Source organism: Dyella subtropica (assembly GCF_026283965.1).
GTDB classification, from domain to species: Bacteria; Pseudomonadota; Gammaproteobacteria; order Xanthomonadales; family Rhodanobacteraceae; genus Dyella_D; species Dyella_D subtropica.
In genome coordinates this window covers 127418-150560 of the sequence record NZ_JAPDPD010000006.1, presented here as the reverse complement: position 1 = coordinate 150560, position 23143 = coordinate 127418, and the positions used below count along the sequence as shown (strand labels likewise).

Annotated in this window: 23 protein-coding genes; 10 read left to right on the top strand and 13 right to left on the bottom strand. The window is 62.9% G+C overall.

Features of this window, described 5'->3' with window-relative positions:
- The first annotated feature begins 95 nt into the window (after positions 1-95).
- Positions 96-1049 carry a prolyl aminopeptidase gene (gene pip / locus OUZ45_RS07015; protein WP_266169223.1) on the top strand — a complete coding sequence of 318 codons (954 nt, stop codon included), beginning with the start codon at positions 96-98 and terminating at the stop codon, positions 1047-1049.
- Between the two features lie 87 nt (positions 1050-1136).
- Here pip and OUZ45_RS07010 read toward each other — a convergent pair whose 3' ends face one another.
- A complete protein-coding gene (locus tag OUZ45_RS07010; protein WP_266169222.1) occupies positions 1137-1283 on the bottom strand; it encodes a hypothetical protein in 147 nt (48 codons plus the stop codon).
- Positions 1284-1424: 141 nt separating this feature from the next.
- Here OUZ45_RS07010 and OUZ45_RS07005 point away from each other — a divergent pair, with 141 nt between their 5' ends.
- The 5 genes from OUZ45_RS07005 to OUZ45_RS06985 all read left to right on the top strand — a co-directional run bounded on the left by OUZ45_RS07005 (position 1425) and on the right by OUZ45_RS06985 (position 7169).
- Positions 1425-2066 carry a glutathione S-transferase family protein gene (locus tag OUZ45_RS07005; protein WP_266169221.1) on the top strand — a complete coding sequence of 214 codons (642 nt, stop codon included), beginning with the start codon at positions 1425-1427 and terminating at the stop codon, positions 2064-2066.
- Positions 2067-2293: 227 nt separating this feature from the next.
- Entirely contained in the window at positions 2294-4156 is a 1863-nt protein-coding gene (locus OUZ45_RS07000) for a M1 family metallopeptidase (protein ID WP_266169290.1), read from the top strand.
- An 83-nt stretch (positions 4157-4239) separates the two neighbouring features.
- Complete coding sequence (locus OUZ45_RS06995) at positions 4240-5229, top strand: alpha/beta fold hydrolase (RefSeq protein WP_266169220.1); 990 nt, start codon at positions 4240-4242, stop codon at positions 5227-5229.
- Positions 5230-5530: 301 nt separating this feature from the next.
- Positions 5531-6550 carry an MBL fold metallo-hydrolase gene (locus OUZ45_RS06990; RefSeq protein ID WP_266169219.1) on the top strand — a complete coding sequence of 340 codons (1020 nt, stop codon included), beginning with the start codon at positions 5531-5533 and terminating at the stop codon, positions 6548-6550.
- Positions 6551-6737: 187 nt separating this feature from the next.
- Positions 6738-7169 carry a GFA family protein gene (locus OUZ45_RS06985; protein ID WP_266169218.1) on the top strand — a complete coding sequence of 144 codons (432 nt, stop codon included), beginning with the start codon at positions 6738-6740 and terminating at the stop codon, positions 7167-7169.
- Between the two features lie 128 nt (positions 7170-7297).
- Here the strand turns inward: OUZ45_RS06985 and OUZ45_RS06980 are convergent, their stop codons facing one another.
- The gene (locus OUZ45_RS06980) at positions 7298-8044 is read right to left on the bottom strand and encodes an AraC family transcriptional regulator (protein WP_266169217.1); all 747 of its coding nucleotides are present in this window, start codon (positions 8042-8044) and stop codon (positions 7298-7300) included.
- Positions 8045-8555: 511 nt separating this feature from the next.
- Between OUZ45_RS06980 and OUZ45_RS06975 the strand changes: the two genes are divergently transcribed.
- Complete coding sequence (locus OUZ45_RS06975) at positions 8556-10535, top strand: M9 family metallopeptidase (protein ID WP_425601672.1); 1980 nt, start codon at positions 8556-8558, stop codon at positions 10533-10535.
- Between the two features lie 87 nt (positions 10536-10622).
- Here the strand turns inward: OUZ45_RS06975 and OUZ45_RS06970 are convergent, their stop codons facing one another.
- The 9 genes from OUZ45_RS06970 to ttcA form a co-directional block, all read right to left on the bottom strand.
- Positions 10623-11420, bottom strand: a complete 798-nt coding sequence (locus OUZ45_RS06970) for a hypothetical protein (RefSeq protein ID WP_266169216.1) — start codon at positions 11418-11420, stop codon at positions 10623-10625.
- 260 nt (positions 11421-11680) lie between these two features.
- On the bottom strand, positions 11681-12922 hold the full coding sequence (locus OUZ45_RS06965) for an RNA polymerase sigma factor (RefSeq protein WP_266169215.1): 1242 nt from the start codon (positions 12920-12922) through the stop codon (positions 11681-11683).
- A gap of 12 nt (positions 12923-12934) precedes the next feature.
- Complete coding sequence (locus OUZ45_RS06960; protein WP_266169214.1) at positions 12935-13300, bottom strand: YciI family protein; 366 nt, start codon at positions 13298-13300, stop codon at positions 12935-12937.
- A 154-nt stretch (positions 13301-13454) separates the two neighbouring features.
- The gene (locus tag OUZ45_RS06955) at positions 13455-14228 is read right to left on the bottom strand and encodes a class I SAM-dependent methyltransferase (protein WP_266169213.1); all 774 of its coding nucleotides are present in this window, start codon (positions 14226-14228) and stop codon (positions 13455-13457) included.
- Between the two features lie 50 nt (positions 14229-14278).
- Positions 14279-14647 (bottom strand): YkgJ family cysteine cluster protein, encoded by a 369-nt coding sequence (locus OUZ45_RS06950; protein WP_266169212.1) that lies wholly within the window; start codon positions 14645-14647, stop codon positions 14279-14281.
- Positions 14648-14723: 76 nt separating this feature from the next.
- Positions 14724-15494 (bottom strand): M48 family metallopeptidase, encoded by a 771-nt coding sequence (locus OUZ45_RS06945; RefSeq protein ID WP_266169211.1) that lies wholly within the window; start codon positions 15492-15494, stop codon positions 14724-14726.
- Positions 15495-15917: 423 nt separating this feature from the next.
- Positions 15918-16835: a recombination-associated protein RdgC gene (locus tag OUZ45_RS06940; protein ID WP_266169210.1), complete on the bottom strand. Its 918-nt coding sequence runs from the start codon at positions 16833-16835 to the stop codon at positions 15918-15920.
- Between the two features lie 65 nt (positions 16836-16900).
- Complete coding sequence (locus OUZ45_RS06935; protein ID WP_266169209.1) at positions 16901-18100, bottom strand: amino acid aminotransferase; 1200 nt, start codon at positions 18098-18100, stop codon at positions 16901-16903.
- A 46-nt stretch (positions 18101-18146) separates the two neighbouring features.
- The gene (gene ttcA, locus OUZ45_RS06930; protein WP_266169208.1) at positions 18147-19013 is read right to left on the bottom strand and encodes a tRNA 2-thiocytidine(32) synthetase TtcA; all 867 of its coding nucleotides are present in this window, start codon (positions 19011-19013) and stop codon (positions 18147-18149) included.
- A gap of 106 nt (positions 19014-19119) precedes the next feature.
- Here ttcA and OUZ45_RS06925 point away from each other — a divergent pair, with 106 nt between their 5' ends.
- From OUZ45_RS06925 to OUZ45_RS06915, 3 genes are read left to right on the top strand one after another with little or no spacing between them, the layout of a single operon-like run.
- Positions 19120-19326, top strand: a complete 207-nt coding sequence (locus tag OUZ45_RS06925) for a YdcH family protein (protein ID WP_266169207.1) — start codon at positions 19120-19122, stop codon at positions 19324-19326.
- 21 nt (positions 19327-19347) lie between these two features.
- Entirely contained in the window at positions 19348-19959 is a 612-nt protein-coding gene (locus OUZ45_RS06920) for a GNAT family N-acetyltransferase (RefSeq protein WP_266169206.1), read from the top strand.
- A gap of 46 nt (positions 19960-20005) precedes the next feature.
- Positions 20006-20665, top strand: a complete 660-nt coding sequence (locus OUZ45_RS06915) for a YdcF family protein (RefSeq protein ID WP_266169205.1) — start codon at positions 20006-20008, stop codon at positions 20663-20665.
- 8 nt (positions 20666-20673) lie between these two features.
- Here the strand turns inward: OUZ45_RS06915 and pssA are convergent, their stop codons facing one another.
- Together pssA and OUZ45_RS06905 are read right to left on the bottom strand one after the other, a co-directional pair.
- Positions 20674-22068, bottom strand: a complete 1395-nt coding sequence (gene pssA / locus OUZ45_RS06910; protein WP_266169204.1) for a CDP-diacylglycerol--serine O-phosphatidyltransferase — start codon at positions 22066-22068, stop codon at positions 20674-20676.
- Between the two features lie 57 nt (positions 22069-22125).
- On the bottom strand, positions 22126-23142 hold the full coding sequence (locus tag OUZ45_RS06905; RefSeq protein WP_266169203.1) for an HlyD family secretion protein: 1017 nt from the start codon (positions 23140-23142) through the stop codon (positions 22126-22128).
- Position 23143 lies beyond the last annotated feature (1 nt).

The following is a 23143-nucleotide window of genomic DNA, read 5'->3' as shown; positions in this document are numbered from 1 at the left end:
CTGTCCTGCATAGCAGGATTCCGTAACGCCCGGTCGCCCACAGGTGGTCTCCTGCAAGGATTGGTATGCTCGCGCGGGTTTCACGGAGCCATTTCATGCGCGAGCTATACCCCGAGATCGAGCCCTATCAGACGCATCACATCGCGGTCGACGCGCTGCACACCTTGCGCGTCGAGGAATGCGGCAACCCTAAAGGTCTGCCGGTGGTCTTCCTGCATGGTGGCCCCGGCGCCGGCATCGCCACCTACCACCGTCGCTTCTTCGATCCACAGCGCTATCGCATCGTGCTGTTCGACCAGCGCGGCGCGGGACAGTCCACGCCGTTTGCCGTGTTGCAGGACAACACCACCTGGCACCTGGTGGCCGATATCGAAACGATCCGCGAAGCGCTGGGCATCGAGCGCTGGGTGGTGTTCGGCGGCTCGTGGGGTTCGACGCTGGGCTTGGCTTATGCGCAGACCCATCCGGAACGGGTGCTGGGCTTGGTATTACGCGGCATCTTTCTGTGCCGGCCGGAGGAGATTCGCTGGTACAACGAGGAAGGCGGCGGCGCATCGTGGATTCGGCCTGAAGAGTGGCGTCGCTATGCCGCGGCCATTCCCGAGAACGAACGCGGCAACATGGTCGAAGCCTATTGGCGCCGCCTCACCAGCGACGACGAAGCGGTGCGGCTTGCGGCGGCGCAGGCCTGGGGCGCATGGGAAGGCAGCACCATCACGCTGGAAGAAAGCCCCGAAACAGTGGCGAGTTTCAGCGCGCCGGAAGTGGCACTGAGCATGGCGCGCACCGAGGCGCACTACTTCCGTCACCTTGCGTTTCTTGAGCCGGGCCAGTTACTGCGTGACGTGGCGAAGATCCGCCACATCCCCGCCACCATCGTGCACGGCCGCTACGACATCGTGTGCCCGGTGAAGAACGCTTACGACCTCGCCGCCGTGTGGCCGGAGGCGGATTTTCATGTGGTGGTGGCTGGACATGCCGCGGGTGAGCCGGCGATTGTCGATGTGCTGGTGACCGCGACGGATCGATTGGCGGATCGCTATGGCTGAGGCCGCCGGTGTAGGAGCCCACACTGTGGGCGACCGGCCTGGTATATGCGCAATCACCCACAGGGTGGGCTCCTACAAGGGAAATCGTTAGCGCAGCACAACCTGGCTGCGCTTGAGGCTCACCGGCTGAGCGACCTGGGCATGGGCATCGGACGCCAGCCAGACCCCCAGCACCAGGAGGAATACAGCCAGACCAAGGCAGGACTTCAGGATCGAGATGCGGCGAGTTGGCATGGAGTGGTGCGCGCAGGCGGACATCCGAGAGATGACGCGCCGGGCGCGATCCGGTTGACAGGGAGACAGCGCAAGAATCGGAGAGCGCCGCTTGCATGCGTCCAGCACACTGCTGGACCTCACTTCGACGGAGCGCTTCCGATGCTGACCTTGTACGACTACCTCCCCTCCCAGAACGGCTGGAAAGTTCGCCAGCTGCTGCATCACCTTGGCCAGCCGTATCGCAGCGTGCAAGTGAGCATCTTCGAGGGCGAGGGACAGACGGCGGATTACCTGCGCATCAACCCCACCGGCACGGTGCCGGCGATCCAGTTGGAGGATGGCCGCGTGCTGGCCGAATCCAATGCCATCCTCGCTTACCTGGCCGAAGGCACGCCCTATCTTCCATCCGATGTCTTTGGACGCGCCAAGGTGTTCCAGTGGCTGTGTTTCGAACAGGAGCGGGTGGAGTCGGTGATCGGTTCGCTGCGGTTCTGGACCATGACCGGGAAGTTGCCGAATCGACCGCAGGCGTTGATCGACCTGAAGCGCAAAGCGTCGTTGCGCGCATTGGGCATGCTGGAATCCGAGCTGGCGACGCGCCCCTTTCTTGCGGGCGACCACTACACCATCGCGGATATCGCTGTGTTTGCGTATGCCAGTCGTGCCGAGGAAGCGGGGCTGTCGCTGGAGCCGTATCCATCCTTTCGTGCATGGATCGCGCGGGTGGCGGCGCAGCCAGGATTTTTGGCGACGATGTATCCGTACTCGGTGGACCCACAGGCAAGCAAGGAATTGCGCTGAGGCGTTTGGGTGCCGTGTCAGGTCTGCGCCACTGGATTCCGGCCTACGCCGGAATGACGAGCTAAGAGCTGACCACTACCTTCCCTATCGTCATTCCGGCGTAGGCCGGAATCCAGGGCGGCGCCTTTCATGGAGAGTAAGGCGCCGCTCTCCAATGACCACCGCCACAGGCCGCCCCAGGAACGCCGATGGCATACTCGGCGCTCCCGTTCCTGGAGTCGTTCTCTATGCGCCTGATCTCCGCTCTTGCCGTCGGTGCGTTCACGCTGCCGCTGACCGCCTTCGCCGCCGACCCACATTCCTACGCCCAGCCCGACCAGGTGCGCGTGACGCACCTCGATCTGGACCTGAAGATCGACTTTCCGCTTAAGCAACTCGATGGCCAGGCTACGTTGAAGCTGGACTGGAAGGACGCCAAGGCGAAGTCGTTAGTACTGGATACGCGCGACCTGAAGATCGCCAAGATTGAAGCGATCGACACGAAGGGCAAGGCGAGCGCGCTGACCTTCGCACTGGCGCCGCGCGACAAAGAGCTTGGCAGCAAGCTGACGATCAATGCACCCAGCCATCCAGCGCAGGTGCGCATTGTCTACACCACCGTGCCGACCGCTTCCGGCCTGCAGTGGCTGACGCCGGAGCAGACCGCGGACAAGAAGCTGCCCTTCATGTTCTCGCAGTCCGAATCCATCCATGCACGCTCGTGGGTGCCGCTGCAGGATTCACCCGCGATCCGCTTCACCTATACCGCCCATGTCACCGCACCGAAGGATGTGCGCGTAGCGATGAGTGCGATCAACGACGCCAAGCATGCGCTGGATGGTGACTTCAGCTTCAACCAGCCGCATCCGATTCCGTCCTATCTGCTGGCCATCACCGCCGGCGATCTGGCAGTGAAGGAAACCGGCCCGCGTTCGGCCGTCTATGCGGAACCCAGCGTGGTCGATAAAGCCGCGCATGAGTTCGAGGACACGGAAAAGCTGATCGCCGCGACCGAGAAACTGTACGGCCCGTATGCATGGGACCGCTACGACCTGCTGGTGCTACCGCCGTCGTTCCCGTTTGGCGGCATGGAAAACCCCAACATGACCTTCGCCACGCCGACCGTGCTGGTGGGCGACAAGAGCCTGGTCTCGCTGGTATCGCATGAACTGGCGCATTCGTGGTCGGGCAACCTGGTGACCAGCGCCGCATGGCGCGACATCTGGCTCAACGAAGGCTTCACCACCTATGTGCAGGGCCGCATCACGGAAGCCGTGTATGGCAAGGCCCTTGCCGATGAGGAGGCGCTGCTTTCCGCGCGCGCGCTGCAGAAGAGTATCGGGGCGATGCCGGAGAACGCACAGAAGCTGGCGCCGGAGCCGCACGGCATCGGTGCCGACGATTCGCTATCCGAAGTGCCCTACGACAAGGGCTCGTGGTTCCTGCGCACGCTGGAGCAGCGCTACGGCCGCGACGTGTTCGACCCTTACCTCAAGGGCTATTTCAATCACTTCGCGTTCCAGAGCATCACCACCGAGCAGATGCTGGATTACCTCAAAGCCAACCTGATCGACAAATACCCGGGCAAGGTCAGCTGGGACGAGGTGAACGAATGGGTCTACAAGCCGGGCATCCCGAAGAACGCGCCGCTGCCCGACTCGCCTCGTTTCAACAGCATCGACAAGCAGCGCGACGACTTCCTCGCCGGTAAGCTCGATGCCGCCAAGCTTGATGCCAAGGGCTGGAACACGCAGGAGTGGATGTACTTCCTCGACCGCCTGCCGGACGCGGCTCCACTGGATAAGATCAAGCAGATCGATGCCGCCTGGCATCTCACCGGCACGCCCAACGCCGAGATCGGCATGCGTTGGTACAGCCACGCCATCGCCGCCGGCAACAAGGATGTGTGGAGCGCCGCCGCGGAGCACATGACGCGCATCGGCCGCCTCTATCTCACCACGCCGCTGTACAAGGCGTTCGTCAAAACGCCGGAGGGCCTGGCTTACGCCGAGCAGGTTTATGCCAAGGCCAAGGCGGGTTATCACCCGCTGACCCAGGCAGCGGTCGAAGACATCTTCGCCAAGGCAAAGAAAGCCAAAGCCAAGAAGTAGGGCACACCAGCGCGCCGTTCCGGACTTGATCGGAACGGCGCGCGACCCGACATGCTCACGTCATTCCAAAGCGAACCCTCACGATGCCCAACCCCGCCGCTACGAACACCCGCCCGCTGTGGCAGCGCCTGCTGCTGCGCCGCCTGAAGTTCCTCGCTTTCGTCGTGGTCCTACTCGGCGTCGTGCTGGGCGGCAGCTATCTGTTCGCGCCGCAGTGGCTGTTGCGTGCAGAGATCGCGCGCAAGGCCATGACCGCGCATGTCGAGGAGCACTCGGTGCAGGTGGGCGACACCAAGTGGGTGTACTACGAAGGCGGCGAAGGCCCCACCTTGCTGTTGCTGCACGGCTTTGCCGCCGACAGGAACGTGTGGCTGGAACAGGCCAAGCTGCTGACCCCGCATTTCCACGTGATCGCGCCCGACCTGCCGGGCTGGGGCGACTCCAGCCGCGTAGAGGGCGCCAGCTACAACATCGACGCGCAGGCCGCGCGTTTGCAGGGCTTCGTCGCCGCATTGCGCCTGCAACGCTTCATGCTGGTCGGTCATTCCATGGGCGGCGCCATCGCCGGCGTGTATGCCGCGGATCATCCCGAGCACGTCGCCTCGCTGGTCCTGATCGATTCCTTCGGCCTCAAGGCCAACGAGAACGACTTCGCCCGTAATGCCCTCGCCGGCAAGAACCCGTTCCTGTTCGACGACCGCGAGAGCTTCGCCCGCGCCACCGCCCTCGCCTTCCAGCAAGTGCCGGCGATCCCGGGCCGTTTCATCGACGTGCTGGTCAAGCAGAACCAGAAAGATCACCCCTTCATCGAGCGCACTTTCAACGAGCTGCGCGATCCCTCGCAGTACCTCGCGCTGCAGAGCCGCCTCGACCGCCTCGGCATGCCGGTGATGGGCCTGTGGTGCCACGACGACAAGATCACCGACATCTCCTCGCTGGACAGCCTGCGCAACGGCCTCACCCACGCCAGCGCGATCAGCTCCACCATCCTCAACGGCTGCAACCACATGCCGATATTGGAGAAGGCGGACGAAACTTCGCGCATCCTGACGGCGTTTGCGTTGTCGCATTGAAGTGAGCCGTTGGCTCCCTCCCCTGCTCGCAGGGGATGGCTGGGCAGGGGTGAGTACTTGAGAAAGCGTTTCGGGAGAGGTTCTCGCAAGGGCTCACACCCTCCCAGCCTCCCCCTGCAAGCAAGGGAGGGAGAACATCGCGCTAGCTGAGATTCGGCGCCAATCAGGTTCGCCGATGTGCCAGTGCGCTGGGACTTAACGCCAGCCAACTAGTACCTGACACATGCACTAAACCTTGATCACAGACGCTGCATCCGAACTCGCGATATCGTCCACGTCAACAATTCGGGAGCGCTCCACCATGAAGTCATGGCTTTACGTTTTGCTGATCGCCGCAGGCCTGCTCGCCATGCCATCTGCATGGTCGCAACTCGCGCCAGGCTCGATGGACGTCCACTCGATGGACGTCCAATGGAACGAGGGCAGCGAGCATTGCGACGCGCAGCCGCCTTCGCCGCTCCAGGTGCACCGTTACAACGCGCAGACCTTCGTGCTGCGCGAGAGCCTATGCGAAACCGCCGAAGCGCCTTTCATATACCTGCTGCTGGGTACGGACAAGGCGCTGCTGATCGACACCGGCGACGTCTCCGATCCGAAGCGTATGCCACTGGCCAACACCGTCCTGTCGCTGTTGCCGGGCGCGGGAACGACGAAGCTGCCACTGATCGTGGTGCACACGCACGGCCATCTGGATCATCGTTCGGGCGATGCGCAATTCTCAGCGCTGCCGAATACGCAAGTCGTCGGCACCGACCTCGAACACGTCAAACAGTACTTCGGCTTTCACGATTGGCCCAACGGCACGGCCACTGTGGACCTGGGCAACCGCATCGTGGATGCGATCCCCACGCCCGGACACTACCCGTCCCACGTCACTTACTACGACCGCATGACTGGCCTGGTCTTCTCCGGCGACTTCCTGCTGCCGGGCCGCCTGCTGATCGAGGACAAGGCCGCCGACCTGGCCAGCGCACATCGCGTCGCCGACTTCTTCAAGGATCGTCCGGTCAGCTATGTACTCGGCGGCCATATCGAACTGGACAAGAACAACGCTTTGAGCAGCCTGGGCGAGTCGTACCACCCCAATGAACGCGCATTGCCGCTGAACAAACAGGATCTACTCGACCTGCCCGCCACCATCGCCAGCTTCAACGGCTTCTACAGCAGCCACGGCATGTTTGTGATGATGAGCCAGACGCGTGTGCTGCTGGCACTGCTCGCCGGCGTACTCATCGTGCTGGCGGGCATCGGCTACGGGTTGTATCGCTTCGTGCGTCACCGCAAGGCGAGGCGGCTTGCGGCGGCCGTCGCTTCAGCGTGACCCCGTAGGCTGACAATGGCACTTCCATCCTTCTGATTGGCATCGAATCTCAGCTGTGCGCTCTGATGGCTCCCTCCCGTGCTTGTCCCAAAAAAAAAGGGAGGAGAACATCGCGCCAACTGAGATGCCGCACCACTCGCGACCCTCGTATATTCGCCGGCAGTCCTAACCTCCCAAGAGACACGTCATGCTGATCTCCGGCCGTTGCCACTGCGGAAACATCTCCTTCGCGTTGAACTGGCTACCCGAGCCAACGGAAATCCACGCGCGCGCTTGCACGTGCTCGTTCTGCGTCAAGCATGGTGGCGTCTGGACGTCTTGCCCAACCGGTTCGCTCACGATAACGGTGAAGGAACCCACGCATGTGTCGAAATATGCCTTCGGCACGAAGACGGCTGAATTTCATGTCTGTGCCGTCTGCGGTGTCGTGCCCTTGGTCACCAGCCGAATCGATGGCCAGCTTTACGCGGTCGTCAACGTCAATACCTTTGAAGACGTGGACCCTTCTTTGCTTCGGCGCTCATCGTCCACCCTGGACGGGGAAACGAAGGGCGACCGCCTGGCCCGACGCCAACGCAACTGGATTGCGAAGGTCGAGTACATAGGACTCGGCAGCTGAGCACGCATCCTTCCGACACTCCACTCATGGCTTCCATGGTGGCGCACAACCACTGGTTATCAGCTAAGGCTGAAACGGTTATCGGCAGGATCGGCCCCAGTTTCGGCGAATAGCAAACTTCGAAGCCTTCAACTTCTGACCAGCGCGCGATATTGCCGCGGCGACACACCCGTAAACTGCCGGAACTGCCGGGACAGACTGCTCTGATCGCAGAAGCCGGCGATCTGGGCGATTTGCGCGATTTGCACGGTGCTCTCGGCGAGCATGCGCGCCGCCATATCAATGCGGATCTTTTGCAGGTATTGCCCTGCGGAAAGCTGAAAAACCATCTTCATGCGCCGATCGAACTGAGCCGATGTAAGACCGGAGCGCCGCACCATTTCCTCTACCCGCAGCGGTGCCGCCAGGTTGGCATGCATATAGTCGATGGCTTCGGCAAACCCCTCGCTGACCATGCCGGCCCGACTCGGCTCGAATAAATCCCTTGATATACAGGCCAACCCGATCAAGCGGCCATTGGCATCTCGCAGTGGTTCTTTGGTGGTCAGGCACCAACCGGAGCTGCGATCCGGGTAGAGCGTAAGGTCAAGCGCGTTGAGCAGCGACTGCCCCGTGCGGAACAACTGCGCATCCTGACGCGCGTAACGCTCGGCCATTGGCGCCGGGAACAGATCAAACGCGGTCAACCCGATGGCAGCGTCGCGATGAAGCAAGTTGCAGCGCGACACGCAGGCTTCGCTCATCCATACATAGCGGCCTTGGATGTCCTTTACTGAGAAAACAATATCCGGCAGCCGGTCAAACAGCGTGGCAACAAACATGCCTTGCCCAAGCTGTTGCATAAAGGTGGTTTGCCACTGTTTCTTTCCGATCATAGTCAGCCCCCCTCCCGGACAAATTTGTGCGTTTACCACGTCGTGCGCGGATATGGCGTCAAGACGACCCTTATAGCCCTGCCTAATATCTGTGCTGACCGTGCAGGTCCGCGTGCCGCGGCACCACAAAGCGCACGGTGGGTGACAGGGGGTCACTCCTACTTGAGGAGCTTTCATGAGCAACCATTCCGTTTCGTTGCGTTTGAAAAATGTGCTTTGCATCGCATTGCTATTGGCCTGCGGGGCCAGTCATGCCGCGCAGTCCGACAGCAAGATTCAACCAGCACCGGTGAGTCTGCCACCACCCACAGCCGAGGCAATGCGCCTTGGATCACCTCCTGTAACACCCATAAATCACCAGCAAAAGCGCGCACTAACGCCTGCCGAGCGTGCGCCGCAGCCGAGCTCGCGCGAGCATCTTCGAACCGATTACGATAAGCCGTATAAATATCCAAACGAAACGAGCCGCTTGCGCGCAGCCGCTGCGGCGGCTAGCTGTGACGTACCAGGCATGGCCGCGGCCAGTGGCAGTCAGCTGGTTTCTCTGATCCGTGGTTCTGACGTGAATAGCTGCATCAACACGCTGTTCAACCTCACCGGAACCACCGCGGGCCAGATGTTCAACGAGAGCAAGATGACCACCGTGGCCGACGCCTTGCGTGTCGCCGCCCCCAGCTACCCAGGCAGCAACGCCAACAGCGACCTGCAGCTGATCTTGTTCTTGCGCGCCGGCTACTACGTGCAATACGGCGATTCCGCCGATGTGGGCAGCTATGGCTCGTTATTGAAGAATGCCATCCGCCCCGCCCTCGACGCATTCGTCGCCAACCCACACTTTCACGATGTGAACGACAGCCATGGGCAGGTGCTGGCCGAGTTCGTGACCTTGATCGACAGCGCCGGCGAAAACGCCTATCAGCTGTCAACCGTGCGCGACCTGCTGGATGCCTATAACAACAGCTATCACAGCTATTGGTATATGACGGCGGCGACCAACAACGTATTCACGGTGCTGTTCCGCGGCCACTATCTACCGGAGTTCGTCACGGCGGTGGAGGCCAACGACTTCATCACGCCATCGCTGTCGAACTTTATTACCCGCAACGGCGCCGATGCCGGCACGGGTTACGAATATCTACTCGCCAATGCGGCTCGCGAGCTCACCCGCTTCCTGCAATATGCACCGCTGGCGCCCAGCGTGCAGCCCAGGGTAAAGAGCATTCTCACCTCCTATGGCATGACCGGCGCCGGTGCGTCGATCTGGGTGGCCACGGCAGACATCGCCGATTACTACGACCATGCCAATTGCAGCTACTACGGCATTTGCGATTTCAGAACGCAGCTCGCCAAGGCGGTATTGACGGTGGACTATCAATGCAGCGCAGACCTGCATTTGCGCGCGCAGGCGCTTACTTCCGACCAGGTTTCGCAAACCTGCGCCAAAGTGATCGGCGAGAAGAGCTTTTTCCATCAGCGTGTGCAGAACAGCGATGCGCCGGTAGCCAATGACAATAACACCACGCTCGAGCTGGTCGTCTTCCACAGCAGCTCGGATTACCAGACTTATTCGGGCGCAATTTTCGGTAACAGCACGAATAACGGCGGCATCTATCTGGAAGGCGATCCATCGGCTGCAGGCAATCAGGCGCGCTTTATCGCCTACGAGGCTGAGTGGCTCCGTCCCACCTTCGAGATCTGGAATCTTACGCACGAATTCATCCACTACCTCGACGGCCGCTTCGACATGTATGGCGACTTCACCGCCGAGACCAGTGCTCCGACGATCTGGTGGATCGAAGGGCTGGCCGAATACATGTCTTACAGCTATCGCGGCGTGCCTTACCCTGAAGCCTTCGCTGATGCAGGCGCCGGCACCTTTCCGCTCAGCACTATCTTTGCCAACGACTACAACAGCGGCCAGGAACGCGTTTACCGCTGGGGTTATCTGTCGGTCCGTTACATGTTCGAAAACCATCAGGACGAGGTCGGCAACATCCTCGGCTATTTCCGCCCTGGCAACTACAGCGGCTATGCCAACTACCTCAGCCAGATCCGTTACACGCATGACGCCGACTGGAGTACCTGGCTGACTTGCCTCGCCGCACACAGCGGCGATACGGCGAGCTGCGGCACTGGCGCGAGCGCTGGATGCCCCGCTGGCGACACCCGCGCGCTCAACGATGGTTGCTCGCGCAGCGTGGCGGATACACCGCGCGCTGGCGATCTGCAGTACTTCTACGTGTTCATACCGGCCGGCACCGGCCATCTGACCATCACCACCAGTGGTGGCACGGGCAACGCGGATCTCTACATCATTAACAGTGCGTCCGGATGGCCATCCACCACCTCATACGAAGCCCGTTCCATCAACCCGGACAATAGTGAAAGCGTGGTGATCACCAATCCGCAGGTTGGGCACTATTACCACATAGCCGTATCCGCCACAGCGCCGTTCAGCGGCGTACGCATCAGTGCATCCCTGACGCCCTGACGGCAATACGAGAACCTAGTGGTATCGTTTGGATTCAGAGCTCGGCGGGCGTCAGCCCGCCGAGCTCTGTCAGGTGCGAATAGTCACTCAATGCAAATAAACGGTCGGCCCAAGAATGGCCGCAAACGCCAGCGTTACCAGCACGCCAACCGCAACGAGAGCGTTGTGGCGGCCGATGTAGAAGTCCTGCACTGGCAGATCGCAACGCGGGAAATACGCTACATTGAACATACCGGCGAGGCCGCCGAACGTTGAGGCGATCGCCGACGTCAGGGTGATCACCATGCCATGCGGATTGAATAGGCTGACCACCAGCGCGCCCACACCTCCGACCACATAGACCGTCATGGCGATATGCCGCTGCACGCGGCGGGCCTGATCGCCGCCGCCCAGCATCGCGATCAGCATGCGGATACTGATGAGTATCACCCGCTTGTAGGCGTACAGGCCGATGACGAACAACCCAACGCGCCATAGCCACGGCCAGGGCAGCGGACCGATACCACCACCCACGTCCGGCCCCCAGTCACCGAGATTGGTTACGCCCGAGAACATCCAGTAGCCGGCCGCGACCATGCCTGTCACAGCAAACACGATCCAGAGCATCAATCGCAGTAGCGGCCGCTCCACCCTTCGCCATGCGAGATACGCCAACACCGCCAGCAAGACATCCATGCCGGTACCCGCCATGGACACGATGCGAGTAGCCCACCCTTCCGTAGAGGGGCATTCGATGTAATAGGCACCGAGTTCACTGGGCCGATGACCGGAAGCGACGCAGGTGAGTGCATGTCCAAGCAGCTCATGCGCCATCGTGAGCAAGGGCAACAGCAGCAACACCAATCCCACCATAGTCCATGGATCGACCCGCGGACGTGCATGCATGTCGCTCTCTTCCATCATCCACTCCCCTAAAGTGTCACTTGATGGTCCCGCATGCGCTCCGCGCACCCAAGTGTGGAATCTGAGGCTGTCGCTATGACAACTGTCAGAGATTGATGCACGCAGCGGATCGACTCTCAGCTACGTGTGCGGTTAGCTCCATTGCTTGCGACGCAAAGCTAGGGGAGGGGCAAAACCGCGCCAGCTAAGAATCGACGCTAATCAGGTGCCGCCATAGGCGGATCGAACGACTTGTCGTTCGATCAGGCTGGCAGCACCGCACAGCGTTGCAACAAGAACTGACGGACCGCGGGATCGCGCTCGAGACCCACTGCCATCTCATAGGCATGACGCGCCTCGCCGTAAGCGCCGCCCCTCGCCAGGAGTTCAGCGCGCGTCGCCCAGTAAGGTTGGTATTCGGCGAGACGTGTGTCCGTCGCGACATCATCTAGCGCATCGAGTCCGGCTTTCACGCCGTGCAGTTCCGACATGGCCAGCGCGCGATTGACGGCTACGACGGGCGACGGCGCGAGAGTCAGCAAGGCATCGTATAGCCGCACTACGTCCGCCCAATTGTCGTGACCCGTGCGGCGGCGGTGGACGTGCGCCGATTGCAGCGCGGCCTCCAGTTGATAACGACCGATGGCGTGCAACGCACTCGCATGCCGGAGCAGGGATTCGGCTTCTTCGATCATCGCCGTGTCCCATAGCGTCAACTCCTGTTCGGCGAACGGTATGTAAGCGCCGGACGTCGAACGCCTGGCGCGACGGCGCGCCTCGGCGTGCAGCATGAGTGCGAGCAGGCCGAGAGCTTCAGCTTCGTCGGGCAAAAGTTCGGCCACCAGTTTGGCGAGGAACAGCACTTCTTCGCTGAGGTCCCGACGCGTTGCGTCCATGCCTCCGGGATCGCTCCAACCTTCGGTGAACGCGGCATAGATGGCGTCAAGCACACTGGCAAGGCGCGCGGGCAGCTCTTCGCGCTCCGGGATGGAGAAAGGTATGCCGGCCTGACGGATCTTGTCCTTGGCCCGGACCAAACGCTTGCCCATGGCCGCGGGAGAGGTGAGGAAAGCCGAGGCAATGGCCTTGGCATCGAGTCCGAGCACCGCCTGCAGAATCAGGGGTGCGTGGATGCCTTCTTCAATCGCTGGATGCGCGCAGGCAAACATCAAAGCCAGGCGCATATCGGGGATCGCCGTATCGAGCGGCGCTTCCGGCTCCTCGGCCAGAATCTGCAATTGCGTAGTCACCGCTTCGCCACTGCGCTGATGCCGTGCGACATCGATAAGCTTCCGACGCGCCACCGTCATCAACCACGCTTCCGGATTCGACGGACATCCACTTCGTGGCCACGCGGCAAGCGCCGAGGCAAACGCTTCCGAAAGCGCATCCTCGGCGGCCGCGACATCGCGCGCGCGGACGGCGAGGTAGGCGACGAGCTTGCCATAGCTGCGTCGCGCTACCGCGTCCGCCGTCTGTTGCGCGTCTTTCTCGCACGGACTCATGGCCCTACGTCGTCATGTCCCAGACTGGTCGCACCTCTCCCAGACGGGACGCACTTCGACTACGCCATGGTGGGTGGCCGGACAGCGCGCCGCCCACGAGATCGCCGCATCGAGGTCGGGCACATCGATCAGAAAATAGCCGGCCAGCTGTTCCTTGGAATCCGCATAAGGGCCATCCAGCACCTGCGCCTTGCCGTTCACCGCGCGGACCGTAGTCGCCGAAGGGGTGTGTTGCAGACGATTGGCGCCGACCATCACCTTCGCCTCGACCAGCGCATCGGAATACGCCTGGTAAGACGCGACGCCCTGCGCTTGCTCGGCAGGCGTCAGCTTGGTCCAGCCACCTTCGTTCACGTAAGTCATCAAGATGTATTGCATGCGCCTTCTCCTTCATGGGTTTAGACGGGCATGTGCGCCGCCAACACTATGACGCGCGAGCGTCGGGGATTTGGACAACATGGGCTTTGCTTGATTGTGCGCCTCGCGTGGGCACCTACAACGGCGATGCGAACGTTGTTTTATGTGAGCGCCGTCAGGCCGCCGGCTTGCGGAAGCGATAGATGAATTGATCGGTCTGGCCGCGGATGGATTTGTCGAAGACCTTCTTGGTGTGGGTATCGGCCGGGTTGCGCAGCACGTTCAACTCGCCATCGAACACGAATCCGGCCGCTTCGACCTGCTTTTTGACGATCGCCGGATCGATGCGATGCAGCGTGTCGGTATCCCGCATGCCGGAACCGGTTTCGGCGGCGTGATCGACGATCACGAACAGGCCGCCCGGGCGAAGCGCGTCGAACACCTGCTTGTTGAGCACCGCCGGGTCCACGTTGCCCATGAACTTGTCCGGGTAGTCGTGATAGTTCTGCGAGGTGAACACCAGGTCGACAGGTGCAGGCACGGTGAGCTGGTTGGCAGGCTGCAGCAGCACTTCGATATTTCCGTAGTGAGGTTGCTTGGCGACTTCGCGCAGCTTGTCAGCGAAGCCCGGCTCCACCTTCTCGTAGGCTTCCGGAAAAACGGCGTACACGTAGCCTTTGGGCCCCACGACAGCGCTGAAAGCGCGACTGAAGTATCCACCGCCCGGAATCAGGTCCAGCACGCGGCTTCCGGGTTTGATCTCGGAGAAGGCAATGACGTCAGCCGCCTTGCGACGTGCATCATTGGCGGCATCGGCTTGGCGGGCCGGGTCGCTCAAAGCGGTGGCGATCATGCTAGATGCTGAGGATGTCGCTTCGTGCGACGCCTGAGCACCCGCAGCAACGGGCAACGCCAGGGCGGTAAGTGCAGTAAGCAGTGCGAGACGCATCGAATCCTCCTTGGATGGAAGGGGTGAGTATGCGTGTCGCGCTGACTTCGTCAACGAGAGAAAAACAGCGGCATCTTGTCCGAGTGCGTATGTGCGTCATGATCCGCAGGAGCGGGCCGATCGAACCATTGCTCACGCTCATGCCGGCAGCCTGGGCTGCCCATGGCGAATTTGCGGCAGATGCCGGGGCGCTGGTCGTAGATCGTGCAGCGCAAGGTGTTGCGGTCTACGCCGATGCACCAGCCGTCGTCGCCTTTGGCCAGGGTTTCCAGGCCATGGGTGTGGCGGTCGATCAACCAGTCGGGAACGTTGTCATCGGGCATCAGTACCACGGTGAGGCGGCAACAGACGGCCTCGCAACTGCTGCAACTGACAGCGGGGTCTACGCGCTCGGCGTAGGGATCGGGGAGGGTATTCACGGGGCAGTATGACTGCTTTTCGCTTTGCCACCCTGAACCACCTATCGGAAGTAGCGACGAAAACAACGAGCGCGCGTCAATCCGCGACGTCGGCGATCAGCCGATCCAGCTCCGCTTTCAAGATCGCACCGTTCTGCCGCAACCAATCGCGCTGTTCGCGCCAGTCGGGAAAAATGCTTTCGACATGCGCCCAGAATCGCGGCGAGTGGCTGCGCACGCGCAGATGACACAGCTCGTGCGCAAGCACGTAGCGCAATGCCGCAGGCGGCGCTAACGCGAGGGCGAGATCGAGGTTGATGCGGTCGCGCGTGTCGAGGCTGCCCCACAGGCTTTTCATGGGGCGAATCCTGAGCGCGGTGGGCGCGAGGCCAAGCTGAGGCACATAGGCGGCCATCCAGCGCGAGACATCGCGGCGCATCAGCGATTCGAAATGCGACGCGAGCAGTCCGCGCGCGACAGGCAGTGCGCGCGTGTGCGGACGCGGTATCACCAAGGTGATGCCGCCGTCGTAGTGCTCCACTTTGGGATACGGGCCTTCGGCCCAATCCAGCAACACGGTGTCGCCGCGCAGCGGAAATTCCGTGGCGTAGCCCATGCGCAACGGCGGCAGCGGTTTGCTGATGAGGTTGAGTTCGTCGAGCTTCTTCTCCAGCCAATCCACATGGCTGCGCAAGAAGGCGCTGACTTGCGCGGGATGCGTGCCGTGCGGATATGACACGCGCGCGCCTTTCGGCGTGACGGTGAGACGCAAGCGGCGCGCACGCGGATGCGCGGACTTCTGCACACGGATGGTGCTGCCGCTTGTTGTCGCCAGTTCCAGCCAATCGCCTTCGAGGTGCTGCGCCATGGTCCTGCCTTGTTCGACTCGCCTGCTTTGCCAGCGCGTCCTGCGGTCATTCTCCCCCGGCCTATGTTGGGAGAGCATGCAGGCTTCGCAAGACTCTCCTGTGACGTGTTGGTCGTGTCTATGGCTTCAGCGGAGGGGGAATTTCGCCGGAAGCGGCCTGCAGACTCGCTTCGGCGCGAACAAGTGAGGCGCAGCGCGGGGCGCGGGGCAGCGACCTCACAGTGGCGGGCCTGGAGAGGGGACACCTCGAAGCATTCGAGATGTCGTTCAGGCTACTAAGTCAGGCCGGGGTTAAGTCCCGCAAGCCGGCTATGTCGTCGCAAGGGCTTATCCCCCCAGCCCCCTGGCCCACGGGACTAGCTTCGCGTCGCAAGCAGGGGGAGGGGCAAAAGCTGCAACCCTGGCCCCGGGAGGGGCAAGAGCCTAGGCGTCGGCGGGGCGTGGCAGGCCGAACCACTCTTCCAGTTTGCCCAGCAGGCGCTCCAGCTCCAGGGTGAGCAGTGCGAAGCGGGCGTCCATTTCGGCGGAGGCGTCCTGGTGGCTGTCGCCCATCTCGTCCAGCACCACGTCGAGGAATTTGAGTTTGCGGACGATCAGGTCTTCGCCCAGCACGAAGCTCATGCGGTCGTCGAAGGTGAGACCGAGCTGGAAGACCTGCTTGCCGTTGCGCAGGTGTTCCTTGACCTCTTCGCTGTCCAGCTCCTGCCGGCGGCAGCGGGCAATGGCGCCGGTGGCGGTGGCGGGGTCGCGCAGTTCGCACTCGTCGCCCAACGCCAAGCCGCCCGGCAGATTGCCGGTGGCGAGCCAGTCGGTCATCAGTACGCGCGGGCCCTCTTCCGGCGCCAGCGGCACCGCAGGGAAGCTGCCCAGGGCTTCGCGCACCTGGGTGAGGGCATTTTCGGCGGACTTGCGGCTGGAGGTGTCCAGCACCAGCCAGCCGTGTTTCTTGTCGACGTAGGCGGACAGGCGCGAACTGCGCACGAAAGCGCGCGGCAGCAGCTCGGTGAGCAGGTCTTCCTTGATGCGCTTGCGTTCGCGGCCGCCGACTTTGCGGCCTTCTTCCTCGGCGATCTTCTGCACCTTGCGGTACAGCTCGTCGTTGACCACGGCGGCGGGCAGCAGCTTGTCTTCGCTGCCCACGGTGACCAGGGTGCAGGCGTTGACGGCATGGGTCAGCGCGGCTTCCTCGCCACGGCCCACCGGGGGTACGAAACCCTTGGTGCCCATTTCCAGCGGACCGCAGGGCCGCAGGCGGTTTTCGCCCAGGGCTTCATCGAGGCGGCTCAGGTCTTCGGCTACGGCGGGGGAGAAGCGGAACAGCGTCAAATTGCGAAAAAACATTCAAGTTCCGAAAGCAGGGTGAGGGCCGCCTTGCGGCGGCCGGACCAGTAAGCAGTAAACAGGGGTCAGCGACTGACCGCAGAGACGGCCGACACCACGGTATCCAGGTTGGCGCGATTTAACGCAGCCACACAGATGCGGCCGGTGCCGATGGCATAGATCGCATACTCCTCGCGCAGCTTATCCACCTGCTCCTTGCTCAAGCCCGAATAGGAGAACATGCCTGCCTGCTTCTGGATGAAACCGAACTGCGGCGAACCGTTCGCGGCCAGCTTCTCCACCATGCCCGCACGCATCGCGTGGATGCGCTCGCGCATCTCGGTCAGCTCCTGCTCCCACACCGCACGCAGCTCGACGCTGTTGAGCACGCCAGCGACCAGCGCACCACCGTGCGTGGACGGGCTGGAGTAGTTGGAGCGGATGGTGCGCTTGACCAGCGATTGCACGCGCAGCGCTTCCTCGCGGTTGGCACCGACGACGGACAACGCGCCCACGCGCTCGCCATACAGCGAGAACGACTTGGAGTACGAGTTGGCGACCACGAAGGATTCGATGCCGGACTCGGCAAACAAGCGTACGGCGGTGGCGTCCGCATCGATACCCTGATCGAAGCCCTGATAGGCCATGTCGATGAAGGGCAGCAGGTTGCGGTCCTTCACCAGCGCGACCACTTGCTTCCACTGCTCGGCGGTGAGGTCCACGCCGGTCGGGTTATGGCAGCAGGCGTGCAGCAACACCACGGTGCCTGGTTCCAGTTTGCCGAGATCGGCAAGCATGCCGGCGAAATCCAGGCCATGCGTGGCCGCGTCGTAGTAGGCGTATTCGACGACGTCGAAACCGGCGGCGCTGAACACCACGCGATGGTTTTCCCAGCTCGGATTGCTGATGGCGATCTTGGCTTTGGGCAGCACTTTCTTCAGCAGGTCCGCACCGATGCGCAACGCGCCACTGCCGCCGATGGTCTGCGAGGTGGCCACGCGGCCAGCGGCCAACAGCGGCGACTCGGGGCCGAACACCAGCTTCTGCGTGGCCTGGGTATACGCCGGCAGGCCGTCGATCGGCAGGTAGCCGCGCGGTTTCGCTTCCAGCGCCAGCGCCTGCTCCACTTCGCGCACGGCGCGCAGCAGCGGAATGCGGCCTTGTTCGTCGTAATAAATGCCCACGCCCAGGTTGACCTTGCCCGGACGCGTATCGGCCAGATAGGCCTCGGTGAGTCCCAGGATCGGATCGCCCGGGGTCATTTCAACGGATGCAAAGTGAGACACGGCGTTACTCGCTGGGGTTAGTGACATATGGGGTCGTGGTGGGGTTTCACGACTCGGCCGGCGTGCCGGCGAGCCATTGGTGCGCATCCGTGCGAACGGTAACTTCGCGCGCGCCGAGCGTGGCGAAGTCGAACAATTTGCGGTCGGCGAGCTGCGAGGGTGCCACAGATCCGAGCGCGCGGAAGATATTTTCGCTGCGGCCCGGCTGCTGTTTTTCCCAATCCTCCAGCATGCGCTTGACGGCCTTGCGCTGCAGATTCTCCTGTGAGCCGCAGAGATTGCAGGGAATGATGGGGAATTGCTGCTGCTCGGCATAGACGGCTATATCGCTTTCCTTGCAGTACGCCAATGGACGGATCACCACGTGGCGACCATCGTCCGAGCGCAGCTTGGGCGGCATCGCCTTCAACTGCGCCTGATAGAACAGGTTGAGGAAAAAGGTGCCGAGAATGTCCTCCCGGTGGTGACCCAGCGCGATCTTGGTGACACCGTTAGCTGCCGCCCACTCATACAGCGCGCCGCGTCGCAGGCGCGAGCACAGGCTGCACATGGTCTTGCCTTCAGGGATCACCCGAGTGACGGTGCTGTAGGTGTCCTGCTCGATGATGTGAAACGGCACACCGCGCGCGGTGAGGTATTCCGGCAGTACGTGCTCGGGAAAACCCGGCTGCTTCTGGTCCAGATTCACCGCGATCAGCTCGAAGCGCACTGGCGCCTTGACCTGCAGCGAAAGCAGCATGTCCAGCAGGGTGTAAGAGTCCTTGCCGCCGGACAGGCACACCATCACCTTGTCGCCGTCCTCGATCATGTTGAAGTCGGCAATAGCCTGACCCACCTGATGACGCAGGCGCTTGGTCAGCTTGCTGGCTTCGTACTGGTGTTTGCGGGCGGCGTCTGCGGGTTGGGCGGACATGGATATGAATGGCGCGGGAAGGCTCCCTATTGTAACGGCCTGACCGGCTGGGGTCTGGCGGCGCTACACTCGGGGCCCGCCCATCGACTTATCGCCAGCCGCCCCCATGCAGGTCCAGGATCCCGCCGAGATTGCCCATCTGCTAGCCGAGCTGCGCATCGAGCATCGCGACCTGGATGTGGCCATCGAACACCTGGCCTTGGCCATCGGCCGCGACGAGTTGCAGCTGACCCGCATGAAAAAGCGCAAATTGCTGCTGAAAGACGCCATCGCCAGGCTCGAAAGCAAGCTGATCCCCGATCTCGACGCCTGACGCGCCACGCACCGGATTCCCATGCCCATTCTTGTCCCCACCCGGCTGGAAGACGACTACGTCTCCCTCGAACCCTTGCGCCCTGAGCACGCCCCTGCCCTGGAAGCCGCCGCAGCCGATGGCGAGCTGTGGAACCTGTGGTTTACCAGCGCCCCGGCACCGGGCAAGGTGGCCACCTATATCGATGCCGCGCTGGAAGGCCAAGCCAAGGGCTTGATGCTGCCCTTCGCGGTGCGCGAGACGTCCACCGGCGAGATCGTCGGCACCACGCGCTATTACGATTTTGTGCCCGAGCTTCCGCGCCTCGCCATCGGCTACACCTGGTACGCGAAGCGCTGGCAGAAGAGCCATCTCAACACGGCCTGCAAGCGCCTGCTGCTGAAGCATGCGTTCGAAGCACTCGGCTGCGTCACGGTGGAATTCCACACCGACGGCCGCAACCAGGATTCGCAACGCGCCATCGAGCGCCTTGGTGCGCACAAAGACGGCGTGCTGCGCGCCCATAAGCGCCGCCCCGACGGCACCCTGCGCGACACCGTGTGCTACAGCATCCTCGCCGCGGAATGGCCGGATGTGGCGCGCTGGCTGGGAATGCGCCTGGATCGGCTTGGCGCGTTGCGGCAGCCGGCCTGACCACGCGCCACAGCGCAGTCAGGGTCCTGCCTGGATGCGGCCATGAATGTGGCGCAAGCTCGCGCAGTTCTCACTAACCGAGTTCCGCCACGCCATGGATGCGCATGCCGCCCTATCGCTCACATCGTGGGCGTACTGGTTCCAACGTATCGGTCTGCTGGCCGCCGCGATGGGTTGTCTATGGATGGTCTGTGCCGTGGGCATTACACTGGCCGGCCTTTTCACGCGCCCCACGCCCGCCGATCTTGCCTTGGTGCTGGGCAATACCGTCGCTCTGGATAATCAGCCCATGCCACGCCTGCAGGCGCGACTGGAGGCCGCACTCGCGTTGTATCGGCATGGCGGATGCGGCGTGATCATGGTCAGTGGCGGCATCGATCCCGCCGATGGCCGCAATGAAGCGGCAGGGATGAAACGTTGGCTGATTGACCATGGCGTGCCGGCCGACGACGTGGTGGCTGACCCTTTCGGCGACAACACGCGCGCTTCGGCCCTGCACGCGAAGGCATGGCTCGAAACGCACGGGCAACGACGCGCGGTGGCTGTGTCGCAATACTTCCACTTGCCCCGCGCAAGGCTCGCTTTGCGGCAAGCCGGCGTGGAGGATGCCGGCGGTGCCTATCCGCGGCGTTGGTTCGCACGCGATCTCTATTCAAGCCTGCGCGAAGTACCGGGTTACCTGGCCTACTTGCTGCGCTTGCACTGAGAGCCTGCTCAAAGCAGGCGGTTCAACAAACGGTCGAGTCTCACGCGGCTGAGTCGGCGCAGCAGGCGGCGCACTTCCGCCGGATACGCGCGCGGACTTTCCAGCGCGTGATAGTCGCTCAGGCGGGTGGCATGCCGACGCAGAGCGTCCCACTCCGCCTGATGCTGCGCGACGAGCTGATGCGAGGGATCGCGTAGCAGCAGGCCGTTTTCCAGATCCAGCGCCCAGGCGCGCGGATTGAGGTTGTTGCCGGTGAGCACGGCGATTTCCTCGTCCACGAACAGTCCTTTGAGGTGGTAGCTGTTGTCGCCGTGGCGCCACAACCACAGGTTGAGCTGGCCGCGCTCGACATGTGACTGGTGCGTGCGCGCGAAGCGGCGCAGGTTGCTCTCGTAAAGATAGGGCAGCAGGCCGATGCGGGTGAACGGCTGGCCAGGTGGAAGGTAGAAATCGTTGGCCGTCTTGTCGCCGACCATGATGTCGATGCGGCAACCACGCCGCAGCAGCTGGCCCAGCACGGCGCGCACCGGGCGCGGCAGGTTGAAGTACGGCGTAAAGATCACCACGCGCTCGCGCGCGCTGCGCAACAGGGACAACAAAGTGTCGTTGAGCGCATTGTCCGAACGCCCGAAACCCACCAGCGGCGTCACCGCCACCTCGCCGTCCTTGAGCGTTACGCGAGGCGCCTCGTAGCGCGCCTGCTGCAAGCGCTGCCGCAGGCGATGAATCGCGCCCTGCAGGTCACGCGTGGCCGGCAGGGTGGACTGGTCGAGCCGGCATACCGCATCGCTGCAGCGGAGATAGGTTTCCACGAAGCCCGCCATGCTGTCGGCCAGCGCGCGGTCGCGGATCAGGTGATAGCGATCGAGCCGATAGCGATGGTGCTTGGCCAGGTAGACGTCGTTGAGGCTGGCACCGCTGTAAAGCACGGTGTCGTCGATCACAAAGCCCTTCAGGTGCAGCACACCGAACAGCTCGCGCGTCTGCACCGGCACGCCACGGATCGCCACGCCGTCGCCCAGGCGACTGGCGTATTCGCGATACATCGCCGCGTTGCCGTGGCTGTGCCCCTTGCCGATCAGTCCGCGCCGCGCGCGATGCCAGTCGACGTAGATCTCCACCTTGAGCTCGGGCCGCGCCGCACGCGCGGCATACAGCGCATCGAGCACTTCGCGCCCCGCGTCGTCATCCTGCAGATACAGCGCAACGATCACGATGCGCCGCCTTGCCTGCGCGATCTGCGCCAGCAAGGTCTGACGAAACGCCGCCGGATCTTGCAGCGCTTCGATGGCGCTGGCCGGCACGGCGAATGCCGGCAAGGCCTCCGCTTGCATGGAGCGGAAACGGCGGAACGGCAGCAGGCGGCGCGCCAGGCTGCCGGGGGTGGGCAGGGATCGACTCATAGCCCGTCATGGTAACCGGTCGCGCGATCGCCCCTGCCAACGGTCAACGCTCGTGGTTTACGGCGACGCCTTGCGTCCGTCCTCGCGCGGCTGCACTTCGATGGACGCGGTCATGCCAGCGGCCAACACAACGTCGGCCGGCAGGTCGGACGTATCGATGGCGATACGCACCGGCACGCGCTGGGCCAGGCGCACCCAATTGAATGTGGGGTTGACGTCGGCGAGCAGATCGCTTCCGGTGGGGTTGTCGCGGTCGGTGATGCCACGCGCCACGCCGATGATCTGGCCCTTGAGATGCACACCGCCAGCCATTAGGCGGATGGTCACCGGATCGCCCACGCGCAGATGCGGCAGCTTGGTTTCTTCGAAGTAGCCGTAGATGTAGTAGCTGTGGCTGTCGATCAGGGCCAAGCGCGGGTTGCCGGTGGGCGCGTAGTCGCCCACACGTACGTCGAGATTGGTGATGTAACCATCCACCGGTGCGCGCACTTCGGTGCGAGCCAGGTCGAGCTTGGCGCGATCCAGTGCCACCTGCGCCTGCTCCACCGCGGCCTCCGCCTGCTGACGCGAGGCGCTGGCCTGGTTGCCGCCGGCCTGGGCCTGTTGCCAGGTGGCGCGCGCGGCGTTGGCGGAAGACACCGCATCAGTGCGCACCTCCATCGACACCACGTCGCCCAGTTTCTGGCGGCGCTGGGCCTGCTCGGCGAGCATTTCATAGTCGGCCCTGCGCGCGGCGGCACTGGCCAGGGCGGCGTTGATATTCGCACCGGCAGCGCGCGCGCTCGCCTCGGACGCAGCGAGATTGGCCTCGGCCTGGGCCACGGCGTTCTTGAAGCGCTCCTGGTCGATGGCGAACAGCAGATCGCCCTTCTTCACCAGCTGGTTGTCGACGACCGCGACGCGGGTGACCAGACCGGATACGTCCGGCGCAATGCGCACCACTTCAGCGCGCACGCGACCGTCGCGGGTCCACGGCGAATACATGTAGTGACGCCATAGCGCGTGGCCGAGCAACAGGGCCACGACAACAACGACGGCGGTGATGGCAAAGCGAAGTATGGACGGGATTTTCATG